At 68.8% G+C, this 18,186-nt stretch carries 19 protein-coding genes, 1 tRNA gene and 2 pseudogenes; 4 read left to right on the forward strand and 18 right to left on the reverse strand.

Annotated elements, in window-relative coordinates; all coding sequences use genetic code 11:
• Window positions 1–11: 11 nt before the first annotated feature.
• Window positions 12–989: a transglutaminase family protein gene (locus MQH10_RS16630; protein WP_242565134.1), complete on the forward strand. Its 978-nt coding sequence runs from the start codon at window positions 12–14 to the stop codon at window positions 987–989.
• Between the two features lie 4 nt (window positions 990–993).
• Here MQH10_RS16630 and MQH10_RS16635 read toward each other — a convergent pair whose 3' ends face one another.
• From MQH10_RS16635 to MQH10_RS16665, 7 genes are all read right to left on the reverse strand, one after another.
• Window positions 994–1,389 (reverse strand): hypothetical protein, encoded by a 396-nt coding sequence (locus MQH10_RS16635; protein WP_242565135.1) that lies wholly within the window; start codon window positions 1,387–1,389, stop codon window positions 994–996.
• A gap of 55 nt (window positions 1,390–1,444) precedes the next feature.
• Window positions 1,445–2,479 carry a sulfate/molybdate ABC transporter ATP-binding protein gene (locus tag MQH10_RS16640; RefSeq protein ID WP_242565136.1) on the reverse strand — a complete coding sequence of 345 codons (1,035 nt, stop codon included), beginning with the start codon at window positions 2,477–2,479 and terminating at the stop codon, window positions 1,445–1,447.
• Between the two features lie 10 nt (window positions 2,480–2,489).
• Window positions 2,490–3,269, reverse strand: a complete 780-nt coding sequence (gene cysW, locus MQH10_RS16645; RefSeq protein ID WP_419720786.1) for a sulfate ABC transporter permease subunit CysW — start codon at window positions 3,267–3,269, stop codon at window positions 2,490–2,492.
• A 56-nt stretch (window positions 3,270–3,325) separates the two neighbouring features.
• On the reverse strand, window positions 3,326–4,189 hold the full coding sequence (gene cysT / locus MQH10_RS16650) for a sulfate ABC transporter permease subunit CysT (protein WP_242565138.1): 864 nt from the start codon (window positions 4,187–4,189) through the stop codon (window positions 3,326–3,328).
• A 142-nt stretch (window positions 4,190–4,331) separates the two neighbouring features.
• On the reverse strand, window positions 4,332–6,056 hold the full coding sequence (locus tag MQH10_RS16655; protein WP_242565139.1) for a tetratricopeptide repeat protein: 1,725 nt from the start codon (window positions 6,054–6,056) through the stop codon (window positions 4,332–4,334).
• Window positions 6,057–6,122: 66 nt separating this feature from the next.
• Entirely contained in the window at window positions 6,123–6,323 is a 201-nt protein-coding gene (locus MQH10_RS16660; protein ID WP_242565140.1) for a hypothetical protein, read from the reverse strand.
• An 89-nt stretch (window positions 6,324–6,412) separates the two neighbouring features.
• Window positions 6,413–6,486, reverse strand: a tRNA-Lys gene (locus tag MQH10_RS16665).
• Window positions 6,487–6,605: 119 nt separating this feature from the next.
• Here MQH10_RS16665 and MQH10_RS16670 point away from each other — a divergent pair.
• Window positions 6,606–7,226: a hypothetical protein gene (locus tag MQH10_RS16670; protein ID WP_242565141.1), complete on the forward strand. Its 621-nt coding sequence runs from the start codon at window positions 6,606–6,608 to the stop codon at window positions 7,224–7,226.
• Here MQH10_RS16670 and tgt read toward each other — a convergent pair.
• Together tgt and queA are read right to left on the reverse strand one after the other, a co-directional pair.
• A complete protein-coding gene (gene tgt, locus MQH10_RS16675; RefSeq protein ID WP_242565142.1) occupies window positions 7,211–8,326 on the reverse strand; it encodes a tRNA guanosine(34) transglycosylase Tgt in 1,116 nt (371 codons plus the stop codon). The genes MQH10_RS16670 and tgt overlap by 16 nt on opposite strands.
• 3 nt (window positions 8,327–8,329) lie before the next feature.
• Window positions 8,330–9,403, reverse strand: a complete 1,074-nt coding sequence (gene queA / locus MQH10_RS16680; protein ID WP_242565143.1) for a tRNA preQ1(34) S-adenosylmethionine ribosyltransferase-isomerase QueA — start codon at window positions 9,401–9,403, stop codon at window positions 8,330–8,332.
• A 64-nt stretch (window positions 9,404–9,467) separates the two neighbouring features.
• Here queA and MQH10_RS16685 point away from each other — a divergent pair, with 64 nt between their 5' ends.
• Window positions 9,468–10,478, forward strand: coding sequence for an endonuclease/exonuclease/phosphatase family protein (locus MQH10_RS16685; protein WP_242565144.1), 1,011 nt, complete (start codon window positions 9,468–9,470; stop codon window positions 10,476–10,478).
• On the opposite strand, the gene MQH10_RS16690 is transcribed toward MQH10_RS16685, so the two are convergent.
• The 5 genes and pseudogenes from MQH10_RS16690 to gyrA form a co-directional block, all read right to left on the reverse strand.
• Window positions 10,465–11,028 carry an HD domain-containing protein gene (locus MQH10_RS16690; protein WP_242565145.1) on the reverse strand — a complete coding sequence of 188 codons (564 nt, stop codon included), beginning with the start codon at window positions 11,026–11,028 and terminating at the stop codon, window positions 10,465–10,467. The two genes, MQH10_RS16685 and MQH10_RS16690, sit on opposite strands and share 14 nt — an antisense overlap.
• Complete coding sequence (locus MQH10_RS16695; RefSeq protein ID WP_242565146.1) at window positions 11,025–11,486, reverse strand: peptidylprolyl isomerase; 462 nt, start codon at window positions 11,484–11,486, stop codon at window positions 11,025–11,027. The genes MQH10_RS16690 and MQH10_RS16695 overlap by 4 nt, the downstream gene beginning before the upstream one ends.
• The gene (locus MQH10_RS16700; RefSeq protein WP_242565147.1) at window positions 11,486–12,358 is read right to left on the reverse strand and encodes a peptidylprolyl isomerase; all 873 of its coding nucleotides are present in this window, start codon (window positions 12,356–12,358) and stop codon (window positions 11,486–11,488) included. The genes MQH10_RS16695 and MQH10_RS16700 overlap by 1 nt, the downstream gene beginning before the upstream one ends.
• An 80-nt stretch (window positions 12,359–12,438) precedes the next feature.
• Complete coding sequence (gene coaD / locus MQH10_RS16705) at window positions 12,439–12,948, reverse strand: pantetheine-phosphate adenylyltransferase (protein WP_242565148.1); 510 nt, start codon at window positions 12,946–12,948, stop codon at window positions 12,439–12,441.
• A 134-nt stretch (window positions 12,949–13,082) separates the two neighbouring features.
• Window positions 13,083–15,856 (reverse strand): annotated as a pseudogene (gene gyrA / locus MQH10_RS16710) (DNA gyrase subunit A).
• 120 nt (window positions 15,857–15,976) lie between these two features.
• On the opposite strand from gyrA, the gene MQH10_RS16715 reads away from it, so the two are divergent.
• Window positions 15,977–16,504, forward strand: a complete 528-nt coding sequence (locus MQH10_RS16715; protein ID WP_242565149.1) for a superoxide dismutase family protein — start codon at window positions 15,977–15,979, stop codon at window positions 16,502–16,504.
• Between the two features lie 3 nt (window positions 16,505–16,507).
• On the opposite strand, the gene MQH10_RS16720 is transcribed toward MQH10_RS16715, so the two are convergent.
• From MQH10_RS16720 to MQH10_RS16735, 4 genes and pseudogenes are all read right to left on the reverse strand, one after another.
• Window positions 16,508–16,795, reverse strand: coding sequence for a putative quinol monooxygenase (locus tag MQH10_RS16720; protein ID WP_242565150.1), 288 nt, complete (start codon window positions 16,793–16,795; stop codon window positions 16,508–16,510).
• 14 nt (window positions 16,796–16,809) lie between these two features.
• On the reverse strand, window positions 16,810–17,316 hold the full coding sequence (gene ssb, locus MQH10_RS16725; RefSeq protein WP_242565151.1) for a single-stranded DNA-binding protein: 507 nt from the start codon (window positions 17,314–17,316) through the stop codon (window positions 16,810–16,812).
• A gap of 141 nt (window positions 17,317–17,457) precedes the next feature.
• Window positions 17,458–17,835 carry a hypothetical protein gene (locus MQH10_RS16730; protein WP_242565152.1) on the reverse strand — a complete coding sequence of 126 codons (378 nt, stop codon included), beginning with the start codon at window positions 17,833–17,835 and terminating at the stop codon, window positions 17,458–17,460.
• Window positions 17,836–17,883: 48 nt separating this feature from the next.
• A pseudogene (locus tag MQH10_RS16735) lies at window positions 17,884–18,186 on the reverse strand (hypothetical protein); the annotation flags it as partial.

Genomic DNA, 18,186 nt, shown 5'->3' on the forward strand with positions numbered 1-18,186 from the left:
ACGGAATTCACATGCTTCTCGAGGTCCGCCACGTCACCCAGTACCACTACGCCGAACCCGTGCGCGAAAGCGTCATGGAGGTGTGGATGCAGCCTCAGAAGGGCGCGCGCCAGCGCCTGGTCAGCTTCGACCTGGAGCTGGATCCGCCGGCTCAGCTGTTCTCCTACGCCGACGCCTTCGGCAATGCGGTCTATCACTTCGACGTGCCCCAGCCGCACGACCGGCTGAACATCGTCGCCCGCTCGGCGGTGGAGACCCAGGCGCCCCCGCCCCTGCCCGCCGCCCTCGACATGGGCGAGTGGGACCGGCTGAAGAGCGACTTCGTCCGCGGCGAGAACTTCGACTTCCTGCGCCATCACGGCTTCGCCGTGGAGACCGAGGCCCTGCAGCAGTTCGTGATGGAGCGCGGGATCGAACCCCTGCGCGCCCGCGATCCCCTGACCGCCGTCCAGGAGCTGTCGAAGATCATCTATGAGTCCTTCGCCTATGAGCCCGGAGTCACCGACGCCGACAGCCCCATCGATCTGGCCCTGAAGGCTCGCCGCGGCGTCTGCCAGGACTTCGCCCACATCATGATCGCCATCTGCCGGTCGTGGGGCATCCCGGCGCGCTATGTCTCCGGCTATCTGTTCACCGACCGCAGCGGCGGCGACCGGTCCGATCCGGACGCCACCCATGCCTGGGTCGAGGTGTTCCTGCCCTCCACCCGCTGGATCGGGTTGGATCCGACCAACAATGTCATCGCCGGGGAGCGCCATGTGGCCGCGGCGGTCGGCCGCGACTACGCCGACGTCCCGCCCTCGCGCGGGGTCTATAAAGGCGATGCGGAAAGCCAGCTGGCCGTGGGCGTCTCGGTGCGCCGGGCGCGGGCGGCCATGACCGAGCCGGAATTCATCCGCATCTCCCAGCCCTCCTTCGCCCGCGGCGCGCGGCGGCGGGGCCCGGCCGGCGGCCTGCGCTACGACCAGCAGCAGCAACAGCAGCAATAGGGGCTCAGCGGCTGGCCGCGGTCCGCACGATCACGGTGGGCGGCAGGGGCGTAAGGGCCGGTGCGGCGAAGACCGGATTGGCCGAGACATCGTAGACCAGGCGGACGGCCAGGCGTCCGGTCTCCCGCTCGACCAGCACGTCGCTGATCGGCGCATGGATCGCATGGGCCGCCGCGGCGCGGGCGAGGGCTTCGAGATCGGCGTGGGCCGGCGCGGTCCGGATCGCGGCCAGGGCCAGGTCGGCGCCGCTCTGGGCCTCCTGGCCCAACCAGTAATAGACGCTCCAGGTTCCCAGGCTCCACAGCGCCAGGGCCAGGGCCGGCAGAACCAGGATCAGCTCCAGCGGACTGAAGCGTCGATAGGTGCGAAGATCGCCGAGCAGGCCGGTCAGGACGTCCATGCGCGACTTATCGCCGCGGCCGCCTGAAAAACCCGTTAAAGTTGCTCGTCAGTGCTCACGCGCTGAAGATGTGCGCCCGCTCGACCGCGACCTGGACCTGATCGCCCGGCTGGAAGCCCAGCCCCCCAGCCCGCGCGAAGGCCGCCTCCAGGCGACGTCCGTCCGCCGTGCGCCCCTCGACGTGCAGGACCGGCCCCTGGGGCGTGATCCGCTCGACGGTCAGGGCGAAGGCTCCCGCCCCGGCCGCGGCGCGGGTGAGCTCGTGCGGCCGGATGAAAGCCGTCGCCGCGCCATCGGCGACGCCCGGCGAGGCCAGTTCGATATCCCCGGACCGGAACCGACCGCCGCGGACCTCGCCTTCCAGCCGATTGGCCTCACCTACGAAGCCGCAGACAAATGCGTTGGCCGGGGCGTCGTGCACCTCGCTTGGGGTTCCGACCTGCTGGATGACCCCCAGGTTCAGGATCGCGACCCGGTCGGCCAGCTCCAGGGCCTCTTCCTGGTCGTGGGTGACGAAAATGGTGGTGACCCCGGTGGCGTCGTGGATGCGGCGCAGCTCCTTGCGCAGCGACTTGCGCACCGTGGCGTCCAGCGCCCCGAAGGGCTCGTCGAGCAGCAGCACGCTGGGGTCGACGGCCAGGGCCCGCGCCAGGGCCACCCGCTGGCGTTGCCCGCCGGACAGCTGGGACGGATAGCGGCCGCCCAGGCCGTCAAGTTCGACCAGCTTCAGCAGTTCCTCGACCCGCGCCTGGATCGCCGCCTTGGAGGGGCGGTCGGCGCCTTTGCGCACCTCCAGGCCGAAGGCGATGTTACGGGCGACGCTCATGTGGCGGAACAGGGCGTACTGCTGGAACACGAAGCCCACCCGCCGATCGGCGGCGCTCACCTGGGTCATGTCCTGGCCGTCGAACAGGATCTGGCCGCTCTCGGGAAACTCCAGGCCGGCGATCGCCCGCAGCAGGGTGGTCTTGCCCGAGCCCGAGGGGCCCAGCAGGGCCAGGAGCTCGCCGTCGGCGATCTCCAGGCTGACGCCGTTCAGCGCGGGGAAGCGGCCGAAGCTCTTGGCCACGGACTGGATGGAAATGGTCATGGGCGGTCGCTCAGTGGCCGGGCCGCCGCGTCTGCGGCTGCAGGATTTCAAGAAGGGTCTTCAGGGCCAGGGTGACGATGGCCAGGCCGCACAGAAGGGCGGCCACCGAGAAGGCGCCGACGAAGTCGTACTCGTTGTAGAGGATCTCGACATGCAGCGGCATGGTGTTGGTCAGGCCGCGGATATGGCCGGACACCACCGACACCGCCCCGAACTCGCCCATCGCCCGCGCATTGCAGAGCAGGACGCCATAGAGCAGGCCCCAGCGGATATTGGGCGCCGTGACGCTCCAGAAGGTCCGCAGACCGGACGCGCCCAGCGAGACGGCCGCTTCCTCCTCATCCACCCCCTGCTCCTGCATCAGCGGGATCAGTTCGCGGGCCACGAAGGGGAAGGTCACGAAGATGGTGGCCAGAGCGATGCCCGGCAGGGCGAAGATGATCTTGATGTCATGGTCGATCAGCCACTCGCCGAACCAGCCCTGGGCGCCGAAGATCAGCACATAGATCAGGCCGGCCACCACGGGCGACACCGAGAACGGCAGGTCGATCAGGGTGATCAGGAAGCTCTTGCCCGGGAACTCGTGCTTGGCGACCGCCCAGGCGGCGCAGACCCCGAACACGGCGTTGAACGGCACGGTGATCGCGGCGGTGATCAGGGTGAGCTTGATGGCCGAGATCGCGTCGGGGTTCTGGATCGCCTCCAGCGCCGGCGCCCAGCCCTTGCGAAGCGCCTCGTAGAACACCGTCGCCATGGGCAGGATCAGCACCAGCCCCAGGAAGGCGGCCATGACGGCCAGGACGACGCCCTGGACCAGGGCGGAGTCGGCGTTGGCGGGTCGCTGGCTCATCCGCGCCTCCGGGCCCAGGCCTGGATCAGATTGATGACGAACAGCATCAGGAAGGACGCGCCCAGCATGGTCACGGCGATCGCCGCGGCGCCGGCGTACTTGTATTCCTCGAGCTCGATGATGATCAGCAGGGGCGCGATCTCGGACTTGTAGGGCATGTTGCCGGCGATGAAGATCACCGAGCCGTACTCCCCGATGCCGCGGGCGAAGGCGAGCGCGAAGCCGGTCAGCCAGGCGGGCATGAGGGCCGGCAGGATCACCCGGGTCAGGGTCTGCAACCGATTGGCGCCCAGGCTGGCGGCGGCCTCCTCGACGTCGGCGGAGAGGTCCCGCAGCACCGGCTCGACCGTGCGGACCACGAAGGGCAGACCGATGAAGGCGAGCGCCACCACCACCCCCAGCGGCGTATAGGCGATCTTCCAGCCCAGCGGCTTCACCAGGGCGCCGACCCAGCCGTTCTCCGCATAAAGGCTGGCCAGAGCGATGCCAGCCACGGCGGTCGGCAGGGCGAAGGGCAGATCGATGATCGCATTGACCAGGCCCTTGAACGGGAACTCGTAGCGCACCAGGGCCCAGGCGGTGATCAGGCCGAACAGGGCGTTGACGGCCGCCGCGATGAAGGCCGCGCCGAAGGACAGCCGATAGGCCGCCAAGGCGCGCTGCGAAAAGGCGTCGGCGAGGAACTCGGCGGGGCTCTGCTGACCGGCCTTCAGGGCTACCGCGAACAGGGGGATCAGCACCACGGTCGACAGGATCGCCAGGGTCACGCCCAGCGTCAGGCCGAAGCCCGGAATGGCCGACCGGCGGCGGAACAAGGGGCGCCGAACCGCGACGGGCGGATGGTCTGCGATCGAGGTCATGGGGGCGAAGGGCCTCGGGGCGTCAGGGGCAGGACCGCACGCCGCGGCCCGTCTCGTGCGCCAGACCTATTTCCTAGTTATTCTGTCGGCAATATAGCTTTTCTAACGGCGACCTCGGAAAGCCTGTCGCATCGCCTCCGACCTAGGCTCCGGCCGCCGCCTCCCGCAGGCGACGGACAACCGCCTGCAGCACCTCCGTCCAGTCGCCGGGCGTAGTCTGGCGTAGAAGCCGGATCGAACCGTACCAAGGCATGGCGTCGCCATGGGCGCCGTACCGCCACTCCGGACGGGTCGGCAGTATGGCCAGGCCGGGCTTGCCCAGGGCTCCGGTCAGATGAACCAGGGTGGTCTGCACCGAAACGATGAGATCCAGGGTCTCGACGAGGGCGGCGAGGTCCTCGAAATCCTCGATCTCGCCCGCCGCGAACATCCGCAAGGGCCGCTCACGCCCGAGATTGAACCGGTCGACCTCATCGGCGACCTCGCCATACTGCAGGCTGACGACCTCGCAGTCCGGCAGGTCCAGGATCGGCGTCAGCTGGTCTAGCGACAGGGATCGCTGGGCGACGCGGGTCGCCTCTATACCCCCCCGCCAGGAGATCCCGATCCGCAGCCGATCCGGCTTCGGCCCCATGCGCCCGCGCCAACGGGCCCGCGCCTCATCCCCTGGCCGCAGATAGGCCTGGCCCGGAAAGTCGCTCACCCGGTTGCGGAACAGCCGCCCCAGGCCGCCCATCGCCAGCACCTTGTCGAATTGCGACAGGGCGACCGCCGTGGTCCGCGGATCCACCACGGTCAGGCCCGGAAAGGACTGGCGGAAAAGGCCCAGGAGCCGCGGGTCGCAGGCCAGGGTCACCTCGGCCGCCACGCGCAGCAGGTCCGGGATCATGCTGGCGAACATGATCTGGTCGCCCACACCCTGTTCGGAGAGCAACAGCACGCGCGCGCCGTCCAGATCGGCGAGCGTGCAGTCCAGATCCAGCCGCGCCTGCAGTTCCGGCGTGGTCACCGTGACCGACGACTTCAGAAACGAGTCGGTGCGCCAGCGCGCCTCATAGTCGGCCCAGCCGCCTGCGAAGTCGCCGTCCAGCAGCCGGACAAGGGCGCGGCGAAACTGGGCCGGGCCAGGATCGGGATCCGCATCGATCGCCTGGTCCAGCTCCGCCAGGCCGGCGTCGCGCTGGCCCAGGGCCGCCAGGGCGACGCCCAGGTTCTGGTGGGCGGGACCATTGTCGGGCTCCAGGGCCAGGGCCCGTCGACTGGCCTGCACCGTCGCCTCAGGATCGCCCAGGGCCAGGTGGGCGGAACTGAGATTGACCCAGGCCCGAACATTTGCGGGATCCAGCGTCGTCGCCTGGCGCAGACTGGCCAGACCCTCGGTATTTTCCCCGCGTAGCAGCCGCACATAGCCCAGGTCCGCGTGCGCCTCGGCGTCCGCGGGCGCGATTTGAGTGAGGCCCAGATACTGCGCTTCCGCCGCCTCCAGCTGCTCGCGCTCCAGAAGCTTGGCGGCCCAGACCTGGCGCAGGCGGACGACCAGCGCCCGCGCTTCCGGCGTGTCGCCCAGCCGCTCCGCCACCAGCCGGTCGGCCGTCTCGAACTGACCGGCGGAAATCAACGCATGACCATAGGAGATCCACATCTGCTGCTCGCCAGGATTGGCGGCGGCCGCTCGGGACAACAGCGGCAGGGCCTGGTCGAACGCCTGTCGCTGCATATGGACCATGCCGAGATTGTGCAGCACGCGGCTGTGATCCGGCGCACGCGCCAGGATCTCGCGATACATCTGCTCAGCCTCGCCAACGCGCCCGGCGCGATGGTGGGCCACCGCCTGGGCGACGACCGCCTCGAGCTCGGATTCCGACATGATCGAACGCCTCCCGCCCCGGATGTACTGGAGGCGGCGTCGGACGGCCAGGGGGCTGTCCGGGGCTCAGTTCAGGCGACGCGGATCCTTTGGCGCGGCCGACAGGGCGGCGATGGCCGCCAGCACGTCATCCCACTGGGCCAGTCCGTCGAGGTCGCCGAGCGCCGCATATTCCGCCGCCCGCAGCATGGCGATGACCTCGGCGTCGTCGCCATATTGGGCAAGCAGCGCCAAGGCCGTGCGGTGGGCGCCTTCGTCCTGGCTCATGTGAACATCCCTTCGTCCAGGATACGGAGTCCCGATCCCTTCGGACGCACCGCCGCCCCAAAGGGGGCTGTCACAGCAAACGGGGAAGTTGGTAGGCCGGGAGGGTTCGAACCCTCGACCATTCGATTAAAAGTCGAATGCTCTACCACTGAGCTACCGGCCCTTGGCGCGGCGCAGAAGGCGCGCCGGGCGAAGCGGCGCGGAACATAGGGCCCGGCTTCATCGGGGGCAAGGCCGCGCTCGGCCTTTCCAGTCAGCTTCACCAGACGGTATGATCGCGCCATGCGTCCCGCCCTCGCCCTCCTCCCCGTTTTGGCCGCGCTTCCGCTGCTCGGCGGCCTCGCCGGCTGCACCACGGCGCCGGCCAGCGGCTCCCCCCGGATCCAGACCAGCTCCCAGGCCAATCGCGAGAACCTGGAGGGCGCCATGGCCGCGCCCATGCGCGATCTGAACGTCCTGCGGACCAAGATTCCCAATGTCCTGCTGGATGCGCTGGAGGATCCCTACAAGCGCCCGCAGCCCATGACCTGCGCCAAGATCACCGCCCTGCTGCTGCCGCTGAACGGCGCCCTGGGGGCCGACCTGGACGAGCCCTCCATGGATCAGGACGACCTCGTGCACATGGGCCAGGACTCCGCCCTGGGGGCCATGGCCGGGGCGGCCTCGGGCCTGATCCCGTTCCGGGGTTGGGTGCGCAAGCTGTCAGGGGCGGAGAAGCACGACAGCTTGGTCGCCCAGGCGATCACCGCCGGGGCCGTGCGGCGCGCCTATCTGAAGGGCTTGGGCGAATCGCATAACTGCGCGCCGCCCGCCCTGCCGTCCCACGTGCCGATCCCGCGCGACAACCTGCCGGAACGCGACACCAGCCAGCCCAAGGGCAAGCCGCGCTACCCGATCCGCTGACGGGCCTTGAAGTCGGCGCGGAAGGCGGCGAACCGGCCCTCGGCGATGGCCGCGCGCATGGCCGCGGTCAGGGCCTGGAAGAAGGCGATGTTGTGCCAGGACAGCAGCACCTGGCCCAGGATCTCCTCGGCCTTCACCAGGTGGTGCAGATAGGCCTTGGAATAGTGGCTCGAGGCCGGGCAGGCGATGTCAGGGCTGAGCGGTTCGTCATCCTCGGCGAACCGAGCGTTCTTCAGATTGATCGAGCCTTCCCAGGTCCAGGCCTGGCCGTGGCGGCCCGATCGCGTGGGCAGGACGCAGTCGAACATGTCGACCCCGCGGGCCACCGCCTCGACCAGGTCAATGGGCTTGCCCACCCCCATCAGATAGCGGGGTCGGTCCGCAGGCAGCAGGCCCGGCGCATAGTCCAGCACCTCGCACATGGCCTCATGGCCCTCGCCGACCGCCAGGCCGCCCAGAGCGTAGCCGTCGAAGCCGGTCTCGATCAGGCGCGCGGCGGATTCGCGGCGCAGATGCTCGAAGGTCGAGCCCTGCTGAATGCCGAACAGCACCTGGCTGTCGCGGGTTCCGAACGCCGCCTTGGACCGCGCCCCCCAGCGGGCGGAGAGCAGCATGGCCTCGCGGGCCCGGTTCTCCTCGGCGGGCCAGGCGACGCATTCGTCGAGCTGCATGACGATGTCCGACCCCAGGAGATCGGCCTGGATCTCGATGGACCGCTCGGGCGTCAGGACGTGGCGGGAGCCATCGATATGGCTCTGGAAAGCCACCGACTCCTCGGTGACCTTGGCGATCTTGGACAGGCTCATGACCTGGAAGCCGCCGGAGTCGGTGAGGATCGGCTTGTCCCAGCGCATGAAGCGGTGCAGCCCGCCCAGCCGCGCCACCCGTTCGGCGGTCGGCCGCAGCATCAGGTGATAGGTGTTGCCCAGGATGATGTCCGCCCCGGTCGAGGCCACCTGATCGACGGTCAGCGCCTTGACGGTGGCGGCCGTGCCGACCGGCATGAAGGCCGGGGTGCGGATGTCGCCGCGCGGGGTCTTCAGCACCCCGGTGCGGGCCGCGCCCTCGGTGGCGGAAATCTCGAAGGGGAAGGCGCTCATGGGTCAGGCCCTCCAGAGCAGGCTGGCGTCGCCATAGGAATAGAAGCGATAGCCGGTGGCGATGGCGTGGGCATAGGCCGCGCGCATCAGCTCGCGCCCCGCGAAGGCGCTGACCAGCATGAACAGGGTCGACTTCGGCAGGTGGAAATTGGTCATCAGCCCGTCGGCGGCGCGGAAGCGATAGCCGGGCGTGATGAAGATCGAGGTCTCGGCCGCGAAGGGGCGGACCAGCCCCTCCTCTCCCGCCGCGCTTTCGACCAGCCGAAGCGAGGTGGTGCCCACGCAGATGACCCGGCCGCCGCGGGCATGGCAGGCGTTGATCGCCTCGGCGACCTCGGCCGAAACTTCGCCGTACTCGGCATGCATGCGGTGGTCCGAGACCGTCTCGGTCTTCACCGGCAGAAAGGTCCCCGCGCCCACATGCAGCGTCACGAAGCGGGTCTCGACGCCCCGGGCGCGCAAGCGCTCCATCAGCTCCGGCGTGAAGTGCAGGCCGGCCGTCGGCGCGGCGACGGAGCCGTCAGCCTGGGCGTAGATGGTCTGGTAGTCGGCCCGGTCGCGCTCGTCTTGGGCGCGCTTGGCGGCGATATAGGGCGGCAGGGGCATCTCGCCGCGCTCGGCGATGGCGAGGTCGAGATCGGGACCGGCCAGATCGAAGGCCAGGACCAACTCTCCGCCCTCGCCCTTCTCGACAATGGTGGCGTCGAGCCCGGCCAGCAGGCAGGCGCGGTCGGTGGTCTCGCCGAAGCGAACCCTGTCCCCCACGGCCAGGCGCTTGCCCGGACGCATGAAGGCGCTCCAACGGCTGGGCGACAGCCGCTGATGCAGGGTCGCCTCGCAGACCACGCTCGTGGTCTCGCGGTGGCGCACGCCCTTCAGCCGAGCCGGAATGACCCGGGTGTCATTGAGCACCAGAAGATCGCCGTCCCGCAGCTGGTCGGGCAGGTCAGACACCCGAAGATCAGCCAGTCCCTCGCCGGGCGTGACGCGCAGCAGGCGTGCGGCGTCGCGCGGCGACGCGGGTCGCAGGGCGATGCAGTCCTCGGGCAGGTCGAAGTCGAAATCAGCAAGCTGCATGGAGGCGCGTGAAGCGCATGGGCTGGGCGTCACGTCAAGCCTTGGGCCGTGCTAGAGGCGGAACATGCGGATGATCCGACTCGTGCTCTCCGGCCTCGCCGCCGGCCTGGTGTTCATCCTGGGCCTGGACTGCGCGGCCGCGGCCCTGATCGGCCTGGGCGGCGCGGTCAATCCACGGATGGATGTCGCCACCCATTTCGCGCCCTTCTGGTTGGCCGGCGCGCTCGTCGTGACCGCCTACGCCGCCTGGCTGGCGCCGCGGGACCTGAAGGTCAGCTTCGCGACCTTGGGCGTGTTTGGCGTGCTGGCGGCGGGCGGGGTGATGGCCCCCGAATATCTGCGGCCGATGAGCCCGACCGCGCCATCGGACGCGCCCAACCGGCTGAAGTTGATCCAGTTCAACGCCTGGGAAAAGAACCCCGAGATCGAGGCCACCGCCCAGTGGCTGAGCCGCCAGGGGGCCGATGTGCTGCTGGTCGAGGAAGGGACGGATCCCTTGATCGACCGGATCGCCGCCCTCACCGGATATCACGTCACCTGCCGGACCTGCGGCGTCACCATCTTCACCCGGCTTCCGCCCGAGCCGGACCCGCCTCGCCCTAAGGGAAGCCCCTCGGATCGGGATCGCTATACGCGGTCCGAATGGCTCGCGCGGCCGCCGGCGACCGAGGCGCGGATCCGGTTCGCCGGCCGGCCGGTGACGGTGGTGGCGACCCACACGGTGTGGCCGACCCATCCGGCCTGGCAGCGCCTGCAGGGGCGGTTCCTGGCGGACAGGCTCGCCAAGCATGACAAGACCCTGACCATTCTGGCCGGCGACTTCAATTCCACGCCCTGGTCGTTCTCGCGCCGACGGGAAGACCGCGCCTTTGGCCTGGAGCGCCGGGACCGCGCCCTGTTCACCTGGCCGGCCCGGTTGATCCTCGACGGCAAGGTCACCCTGCCCTTCCCCTTCCTGCCCATCGACCACGTCTATGCGGGGTCGGACTGGCGTACCGTAAAGGTCCGGCGTGGACCGCGCCTGGGGTCCGACCACTACCCGGTGATCGTCACCCTGGCCCTCAAGCCGGACTGAGCGTGGCGAGCTCGCGGGCGATATTGGCGCGGGCCTGATCCTCGAAGCTGGCGCGGAAGTCCGCCTCCGGGAAGATCGCCGGCGCGGCCAGGAACTTCGTCAGCACCGCCGCGCGGCCGGTGCGCCAGGCGTTGTCCGGCACATGGGCGTATTCCGCCCGTACGGCCTGGGCGTAGGCGTCATAGTCGGCGGTCGGCGCGCCCAGGATCGCCAGATCGATGGAGACCAGCAGTTCACCCAGGCGGTCTCCCTCCTCCACCTCATGGCCGGCGGTCAGGCGGATGAGGCGGGCGACCTCGTCGCGGGCGTGCAGGCCGACCTCAAGGTCGCGGAGATCGCCCTTGGCCATCTCCGCGCTGAGCGCCTCATTGTCGGAGCGCCGGGGATCATAGACGGCGTCATGCCACCAGATCGCCCAGGCGAGCACCTGGCGTTCGCTGTCCAGCAGGTCGGGGACCTTGTCCAGGAACGCCAGGCATTGCTCGATATGCCGGCGCGTATGATAGCGCCGATGAGGCTCGGCATAGGCCGCCTCAAGCTTTGGCGTCACGCGTCCGCCGCCACCTTCATGGAGACGATCTTGCCGGGGCTGCGCGGCGGCTCGCCCTTGGGCAGGGCGTCGACATTCTCCATGCCCTCGGTGACCACGCCCCAGACGGTGTACTGGCCGTCGAGGAAGGTGGCGTCGTCGAAGCAGATGAAGAACTGGCTGTTGGCCGAGTTCGGATTGGCGGTGCGGGCCATGGAGCAGACGCCACGGATGTGCGGCTCCTTCGAGAACTCGGCCGGCAGGTTCGGCTTGGACGAGCCCGAGGTGCCGGTGCCGGTCGGATCGCCGCCCTGGGCCATGAAGCCCGGGATCACGCGGTGGAAGACCACGCCGTCATAGAAGCCTTCGCGGGCCAGTTCCTTGATCCGCGCCACGTGCTGGGGCGCCAGGTCGGGGCGAAGATTGATCGTCACGGGCCCGCTTTCGAGCGTCATGATGAGGGTGTTTTCCAGATCCATTACTTCACCTCCGAGGGAATTCTGATGGCGCAGGCCGTGAAATCGGCCCCCATCTTGGCGCGCACGCTGGCGACTTCGGCCTTGAACCACGCGCTGGTCGGATCGACCACCTTGATCTTCGGCCGCGTCGCCGCCGGCATGTCGACCAGCATCTGGGCCTTGAGCATCTTGTCCTGGGGCGCCTCGACCGGCTCGCCCACCTTGATGGCGCGCACCACGTCCTCGCCGGCGATCACGCGGCCGAAGGCGGTGTAGCGCTTTTCCAGGGACGGATAGGCCTGGCGCATCAGGAAGAACTGGCTGTTGGCGCTGTCGGGGCTGTCGGCGCGGGCCATGCCGGCGACGCCGGGGCAGTAGAGCCCCCAGGCGGCGATCTTGCCGTCCGCGGTCAGCGGCATCAGCATGGTGCTCTGGGTCATGACCGGCAGAGCGCCGATGAAGCCGATTTCGGCGACGGTCTGGTCGGCGACCATCTGGAACGGAGTCTGCGGCCCGCGGCGGAAGGTGAACTCGCCGGGCAGGTCGGGCTTGTCCGAGCCGCCGGTGCCGTCGTCCTTGGGGTCGCCGGTCTGGGCCATGAACTGGTCGATGACCCGGAAGAAGCTGCGGCCGTCATAGAGACCGGCCCGGGTCAGCTCCTTGATGCGGGCGACATGGTTGGGCGCGGCCAGCGGCGACAGCTCGACGAAGATGCGGCCCTTATTGGTGTCGATCACCAGGACGTTTTCGGGATCGGGAACCCGCCAGTCGGCGGCGGTGGGCGCGTCGGGGGCGGCCGGAGGCGCCGGCGGCGGCGCGGGCTTCTTGGCGGCGGACGCGGGCGCGGTCAGCACGAGCGCCGCGGCGCCGGCGAGGAGAAGGGATCGGATCATGGGCTCACTTCGTAATGGGCGAAGGCGGCGGCCGCCAGCCCCCCGGACCTCATGGCCGCCGATTGCGACCCGACAAGGGCCTAGCTGCGGCCGACCTTGGCCATCAGGGCTTCCTTGACCCGCGGGCTCACGAACTTGGTCACATCGCCCTCGAGCTGGGCGATCACCTTGACCAGGCTGGAGGCGATGGCCTGGTGCCGGGGATCGGCCATCAGGAACACCGTCTCGATCTCGCGATCGAGCTGCTGGTTCATGGCCGTCATCTGGAATTCGTATTCGAAGTCGGCCACCGCGCGCAGGGAGCGGATGATCACCGCCGCGTCGACCTGGCGGGCGAAGTGCATGAGCAGGCCCTTGAAGGGCATGACCACGATCTCGGCGCGCTCCGACACCGGAACCGGCAGGTGGGCCAGTTCCTCCTGGAGGATCGCCACGCGCTCTTCGAGGGAGAACAGGGGGTTCTTGCCGCTGTCGACCGCCACGCCGATGACCAGCTTGTCCACCAGTTTCACGGCGCGACCGATGATGTCGGTGTGGCCGTTGTGGATCGGATCGAAGGTGCCCGGATAAAGGCCGACGCGGGTGGCCATTCGACTTATCCCCCAACTGTTCTTGAGTTGGCCTTTCGCCGGGCGGGCGATCGAAAGCAAGCCCTAAGTTCACCGCCCGTCGACCTCACCCAGCGTCGCCCAGGGGCGCCAGCCCCTGGAACAGGCGCCGGGGCCTAGGCCTCGCTCTCCGGCGCGGCGTCGTCGCCCTCGCCTTCGCCCTCGTCGGTGCCCTGATCGGCCAGGCGTTCGACCGAGACGACATGCTCGTCCTTGCCGGTGCGGAAGATGGTGACGCCCGAGGTGTTGCGGCTGATCACCCGGACCTGAGCGACCGGGGTGCGGATCAGCTGACCCTGGTCGGTGACCAGCAGGATCTCGTCATATTCCTCGACCGGGAACGACGCCGCCAGACGGCCGCCCTTCCCTTTCTTGGTGAGATCCTGGGCCAGCAGGCCCTGGCCGCCGCGGCCCGTGCGCCGGAATTCATAGGCCGAGGTGCGCTTGCCGAAGCCCTCGGTCGAGACGGTCAGGATGAACTCCTCGGCCGCGCCCAGCTGGCGATACGGTCCGGCGACAGGGCCGCCTCGTCGCCGGCGTCCTCGTCGTCCTCGGGCGCAGCGGCGTCCTCGATCTCCTCGGACTCGCCGGTCACGGCGCGGCGCATGGCGTTGGCGTGCTTCACATAGGCCGCGCGCTCAGCCGGCGAGGCGTCGACGCTGCGCAGGATGGCCATGGAGATGACGCTGTCGCCCTCGGCCAGGCGGATGCCCCGCACGCCGGTGGAATCGCGGCCGGCGAACACGCGCACTTCCTCGGTGGCGAAGCGGATGCAGCGGCCCAGCGCCGTGGTCAGCAGGATGTCGTTCTGGGCGGCGTTGCACAGGCCGACGCCGATGATCGCATCGCCGTCGTCCAGCTTCATGGCGATCTTGCCGTTGCGGTTGATCTGGACGAAGTCCGACAACTTGTTACGCCGCACGCCGCCGGAGCGGGTGGAGAACATCACGTCGAACTGGTCCCAGGTCGCCTCGTCCTCCGGCAGGGGCAGGATGGAGGTGATGGTTTCGCCGGGCTCGATCGGCAACAGATTGATGAAGGCCTTGCCGCGCGAGGTCGGGGTGCCGACCGGCAGACGCCAGACCTTGAGCTTGTAGACCTTGCCGCCGGACGAGAAGAACAGCACCGGCGCGTGGGTCGAGGCGGAGAACACGCGGGTGACCGCATCCTCGTCCTTGGTCGACATGCCCGAGCGACCCTTGCCGCCGCGATGCTGGGTCCGATAGGTGCCGAGCGGCGTGCGCTTCACATAGCCGCCGTGGGTCACGGTGATGACCATGTCCTCGCGGGCGATCAGGTCCTCGTCCTCGACGTCGGCGTCGCCGTCGACGATCTCGGTGCGGCGCGGCACGGCATAGGCGGCGCGCACCTCGACCAGCTCCTGGCGCACCACGCCCATGATGTTGTCGCGCGAGGACAGCAGGGTCAGGTGGCCCTGGATCGTGCCGGCCAGTTCGCGGGCCTCGCCGAAGATCTCGTCACGGCCGAGCCCGGTGAGGCGCGACAGGGTCAGCGCCAGGATGGCGCGGGCCTGCTCCTCGGTGAGCCGGATGGTGTCGCCTTCCAGCACGGTCCGCGGGTCGGCGATCAGTTCGACCAGGGGCATCATGTCGCCGGCCGGCCAGGCCTTGGCCACGATGCGCTCGCGCGCCTCGGCCGGGTCCTTGGACGAGCGGATGATGTGGATGAACTCGTCGATATTGGCGACGGCGACGGCCAGGCCCACCAAGACGTGGCCGCGGTCGCGGGCCTTGGCCAGTTCGTACTTGATGCGGCGGGCGACGACTTCCTCGCGGAAATCGACGAAGGCCACGATCATCTCGCGCAGGCCCATCTGCTGCGGACGGCCGCGGTTGAGCGCCAGCATGTTGACGCCGAACGAGCTCTGCAGCGGGGTGAAGCGGTAGAGCTGGTTCAGCACCACGTCGGCCGAGGCGTCGCGCTTCAGCTCGACGACCACGCGCATGCCCTGGCGGTCGCTCTCGTCGCGCAGGTCGCCGATGCCCTCGATGCGCTTCTCGCGCACCAGCTCGGCGATCCGCTCCACCAGGGAGGCCTTGTTCACCTGGAACGGGATGGCGGTGATGATGATCGCTTCGCGATCCTTGCGGATGTCCTCGATCGAGGCCTTGCCGCGCATGATCACCGAGCCGCGGCCGGTCATCAGGGCGTTGCGGGCCCCGGTGCGGCCGATGATCTCGCCGCCGGTCGGGAAGTCCGGGCCGGGCACGAAGTCCAGCAGTTCGTCCAGGCCGATCTCGGGATTGTCGATATAGGCTAGGCAGGCGTCGACCACTTCGCCCAGATTGTGCGGGGGAATGTTGGTCGCCATGCCGACGGCGATGCCGCCCGCGCCATTGACCAGCAGGTTGGGGATCCGCGACGGCAGGACCACGGGCTCCTGCTCGGAGCCGTCATAGTTCTCGCGGAAGTCGACCGTGTCCTTGTCCAGGTCGGCCAGGATCGACATGGCCGCCTTGGTCAGACGGCACTCGGTGTAGCGCATGGCGGCCGGCGGATCGTTGTCCACCGAACCGAAATTGCCCTGGCCGTCGATCAGCAGCAGCCCCATCGAGAAGGGCTGGGCCATGCGGACCAGGGTGTCATAGATCGCGAGGTCGCCGTGCGGGTGATACTTACCCATCACGTCGCCGACCACCCGGGCGGACTTCACATAGCTGCGGTCCGGCGTGTGCCCCTGCTCGCTCATCGAGAACAGGATCCGCCGGTGCACCGGCTTGAGGCCGTCGCGCGCGTCAGGCAGCGCGCGGCTGACGATCACGCTCATGGCGTAGTCGAGATACGACTTCTTGAGTTCGTCCTCGATGGCGATAGGGGCGATGCCCCCGCGCCGGCCGTCGTCCGGTGGGGTGATGATATCGTCGCTCAAGGGGAGGTTTTGCCGTTAGAATCGGACAGGAATTTGGTTCGCGAGTGTTAACATCCGCAGATCGCGAGGCCAACCTTCGTGAGCCCTTTCCGTCTCTTAAACCGCACTTTCGGAGCCGCCATGAGACACCTTCTCGCCGCCGCCGCGTTCAGCCTGGTCGCCGCCTCCGCCTTCGCCGCAGATTCGCCGGCCAAACTGCGGATCGATCTGAAGAATTCCACCGGCGCCTCAGTGGGTGCGGCCACCCTCTCCGACGGCCCGGCGGGCGTGCTGATCCACCTGGAGGTCAAGGGTCTGGCCCCCGGCTGGCACGGCCTGCACTTCCATGAGACCGGCGACTGCTCCAAGGCCGATTTCACCTCGGCCGGCGCCCATGTCCACGCCATGGCGACCAAGGTCCACGGGCTGTTGAACCGCGACCTGAACGAGGCCGGCGACCTGCCCAACCTCTATGTCGCGGCCGACGGGACCGGGGCCATCGACCTCTATTCGACCTTCGTGTCGCTGAAAGGAACCGCCGGCCGCCCCGCCCTGATCGACAAGGACGGCTCGGCCCTGGTGATCCATGCGAACCCGGACGACTACATGACCCAGCCGATCGGCGGGGCCGGGGCGCGCATCGCCTGCGGGGTCATCGCCGGCGGCTGATCCTCAGATCACCCCGCCCAGGGGCGCGGTCGTGACCCGGGTCGAGAACCCGGCGATCAGCGGCCGCGCCATCTGGATGGTCGCCTGGACATGCGGCAGGCCGAGCGAGGCCTTGTGATGGGCCTCGTCCTCCCAGACCTCGGTGATCCAGATCGCGTCCGCATCCTCGGCGTCGGGGGCGATCACATAGCTGCGGCACCCCGGCATGGCCTTGATCTGGGCCACGAGGATGCTCGCCAGCTCGTCACGCCGCCCGGAGACGGCGCGTAGGCAGCCGATCAGGCCGTACATCGCCCCTCCCCGCCCTAGAACGGGATTTCGTCGTCGAGATCGGCCGAGAAGTCCTCGCGCGGGCCGGAGCCGCCGCCGCGCGGCGCCGACGAGAACCCGCCGCCACCGCCGCCGCCCGAATAGCCGCCGTCGGAATCGCCCATGCCGCCGCCACGGCCGGCGTCGTCGCCGCGACCGTCGAGCATGGTCAATTCACCACGGAACTTCTGCAGCACCACCTCGGTGGAGAATTTCTCCTGGCCCGACTGGTCCGACCATTTGCGGGTCTGGATCGAGCCCTCAATATAGACCTTGGAGCCCTTGCGCAGATACTGCTCGGCGACCTTCACGAGGTTGTCGTTGAAGATCACCACCCGGTGCCATTCGGTCTTTTCCTTGCGCTCGCCGGAGCTGCGGTCGCGCCAGGTTTCGGAGGTGGCGACGCGCAGATTGGCGACGCGGTCGCCGGAATTGAGCGTGCGAATTTCGGGGTCGGCGCCCAGATTGCCGACCAGAATGACCTTATTGACGCTTCCCGCCATGTCGATGTCCTGTGGTTTCCGTAGAATGCGGGCCGTGCGCCCGGGCGGAAGCTACGCCAACCCGACCGGCGGGATCAACCGGTTTGTTCTTCCTTCGTTCTCATATTAACGCTTCGTCCACAGAAGCTTTCCGTCGCACCCCTATTGCTGGGGCATGGCTCCGGGAATGGCGAGGCGTCCGTCGCCGGTGCGCACCAGGGCCAGATACTGGTTCCCCTCGAGCGACGAGGCGGTGAAAATCCCCTCGCGGCGCAGGAAGATGAAGTTGCCCTGATAGGCGCCCATGATCTCGAGCTGATTGCCGCCGAGATTGATGAACTTGATCCGCATGGCCTCCAGGGCCCCGGCGCAATGTTCCAGGTCCGGCTGGGCGGAGGCCAGCTTGTTGTACTTCAGCGACCCGTCCTTCTGGGGCTGGACCTGATAGCAGACCCCGATATCGCCGGGCGGACGGGTCCGCTGGACGCAGGCGGTCAGGGCGATGGCGCAGGCGCCGACGATCAGCAGGGGGCGAAGCATGGCCTCAGACTACACAGACCGAATGCGGCGCGCGAGAGGCGCCGCGCGCTATTCGACGTTCGGCACCGCGCAGCCCGCCCCCTGGTCGACCAGGGTGTGGAAGCTGCGGTTGTCGCTGGACACCTCGATCTTGCCGGGCACGAGCCTGAGGGTCTGCTGCATCCAGCGGCCATAGGTGGCGCCGCCCGCATGTTCGCAGTGGCCCGCGAACAGCACCTGGACGCAGGTGTTGAGCGTGGTCTCGCCGGGGATCTTGCGCCACTCGCCGGCGACATAGCGCATGCAGGCGCCGGCCGGCGCGCCGAGCGACGCGGTCGCGGGCCGCCGCGGGCGTCGAGGTCGCGGCGGGGG

The organism is Phenylobacterium aquaticum (assembly GCF_022695515.1).
Lineage (GTDB): Bacteria > Pseudomonadota > Alphaproteobacteria > Caulobacterales > Caulobacteraceae > Phenylobacterium > Phenylobacterium aquaticum.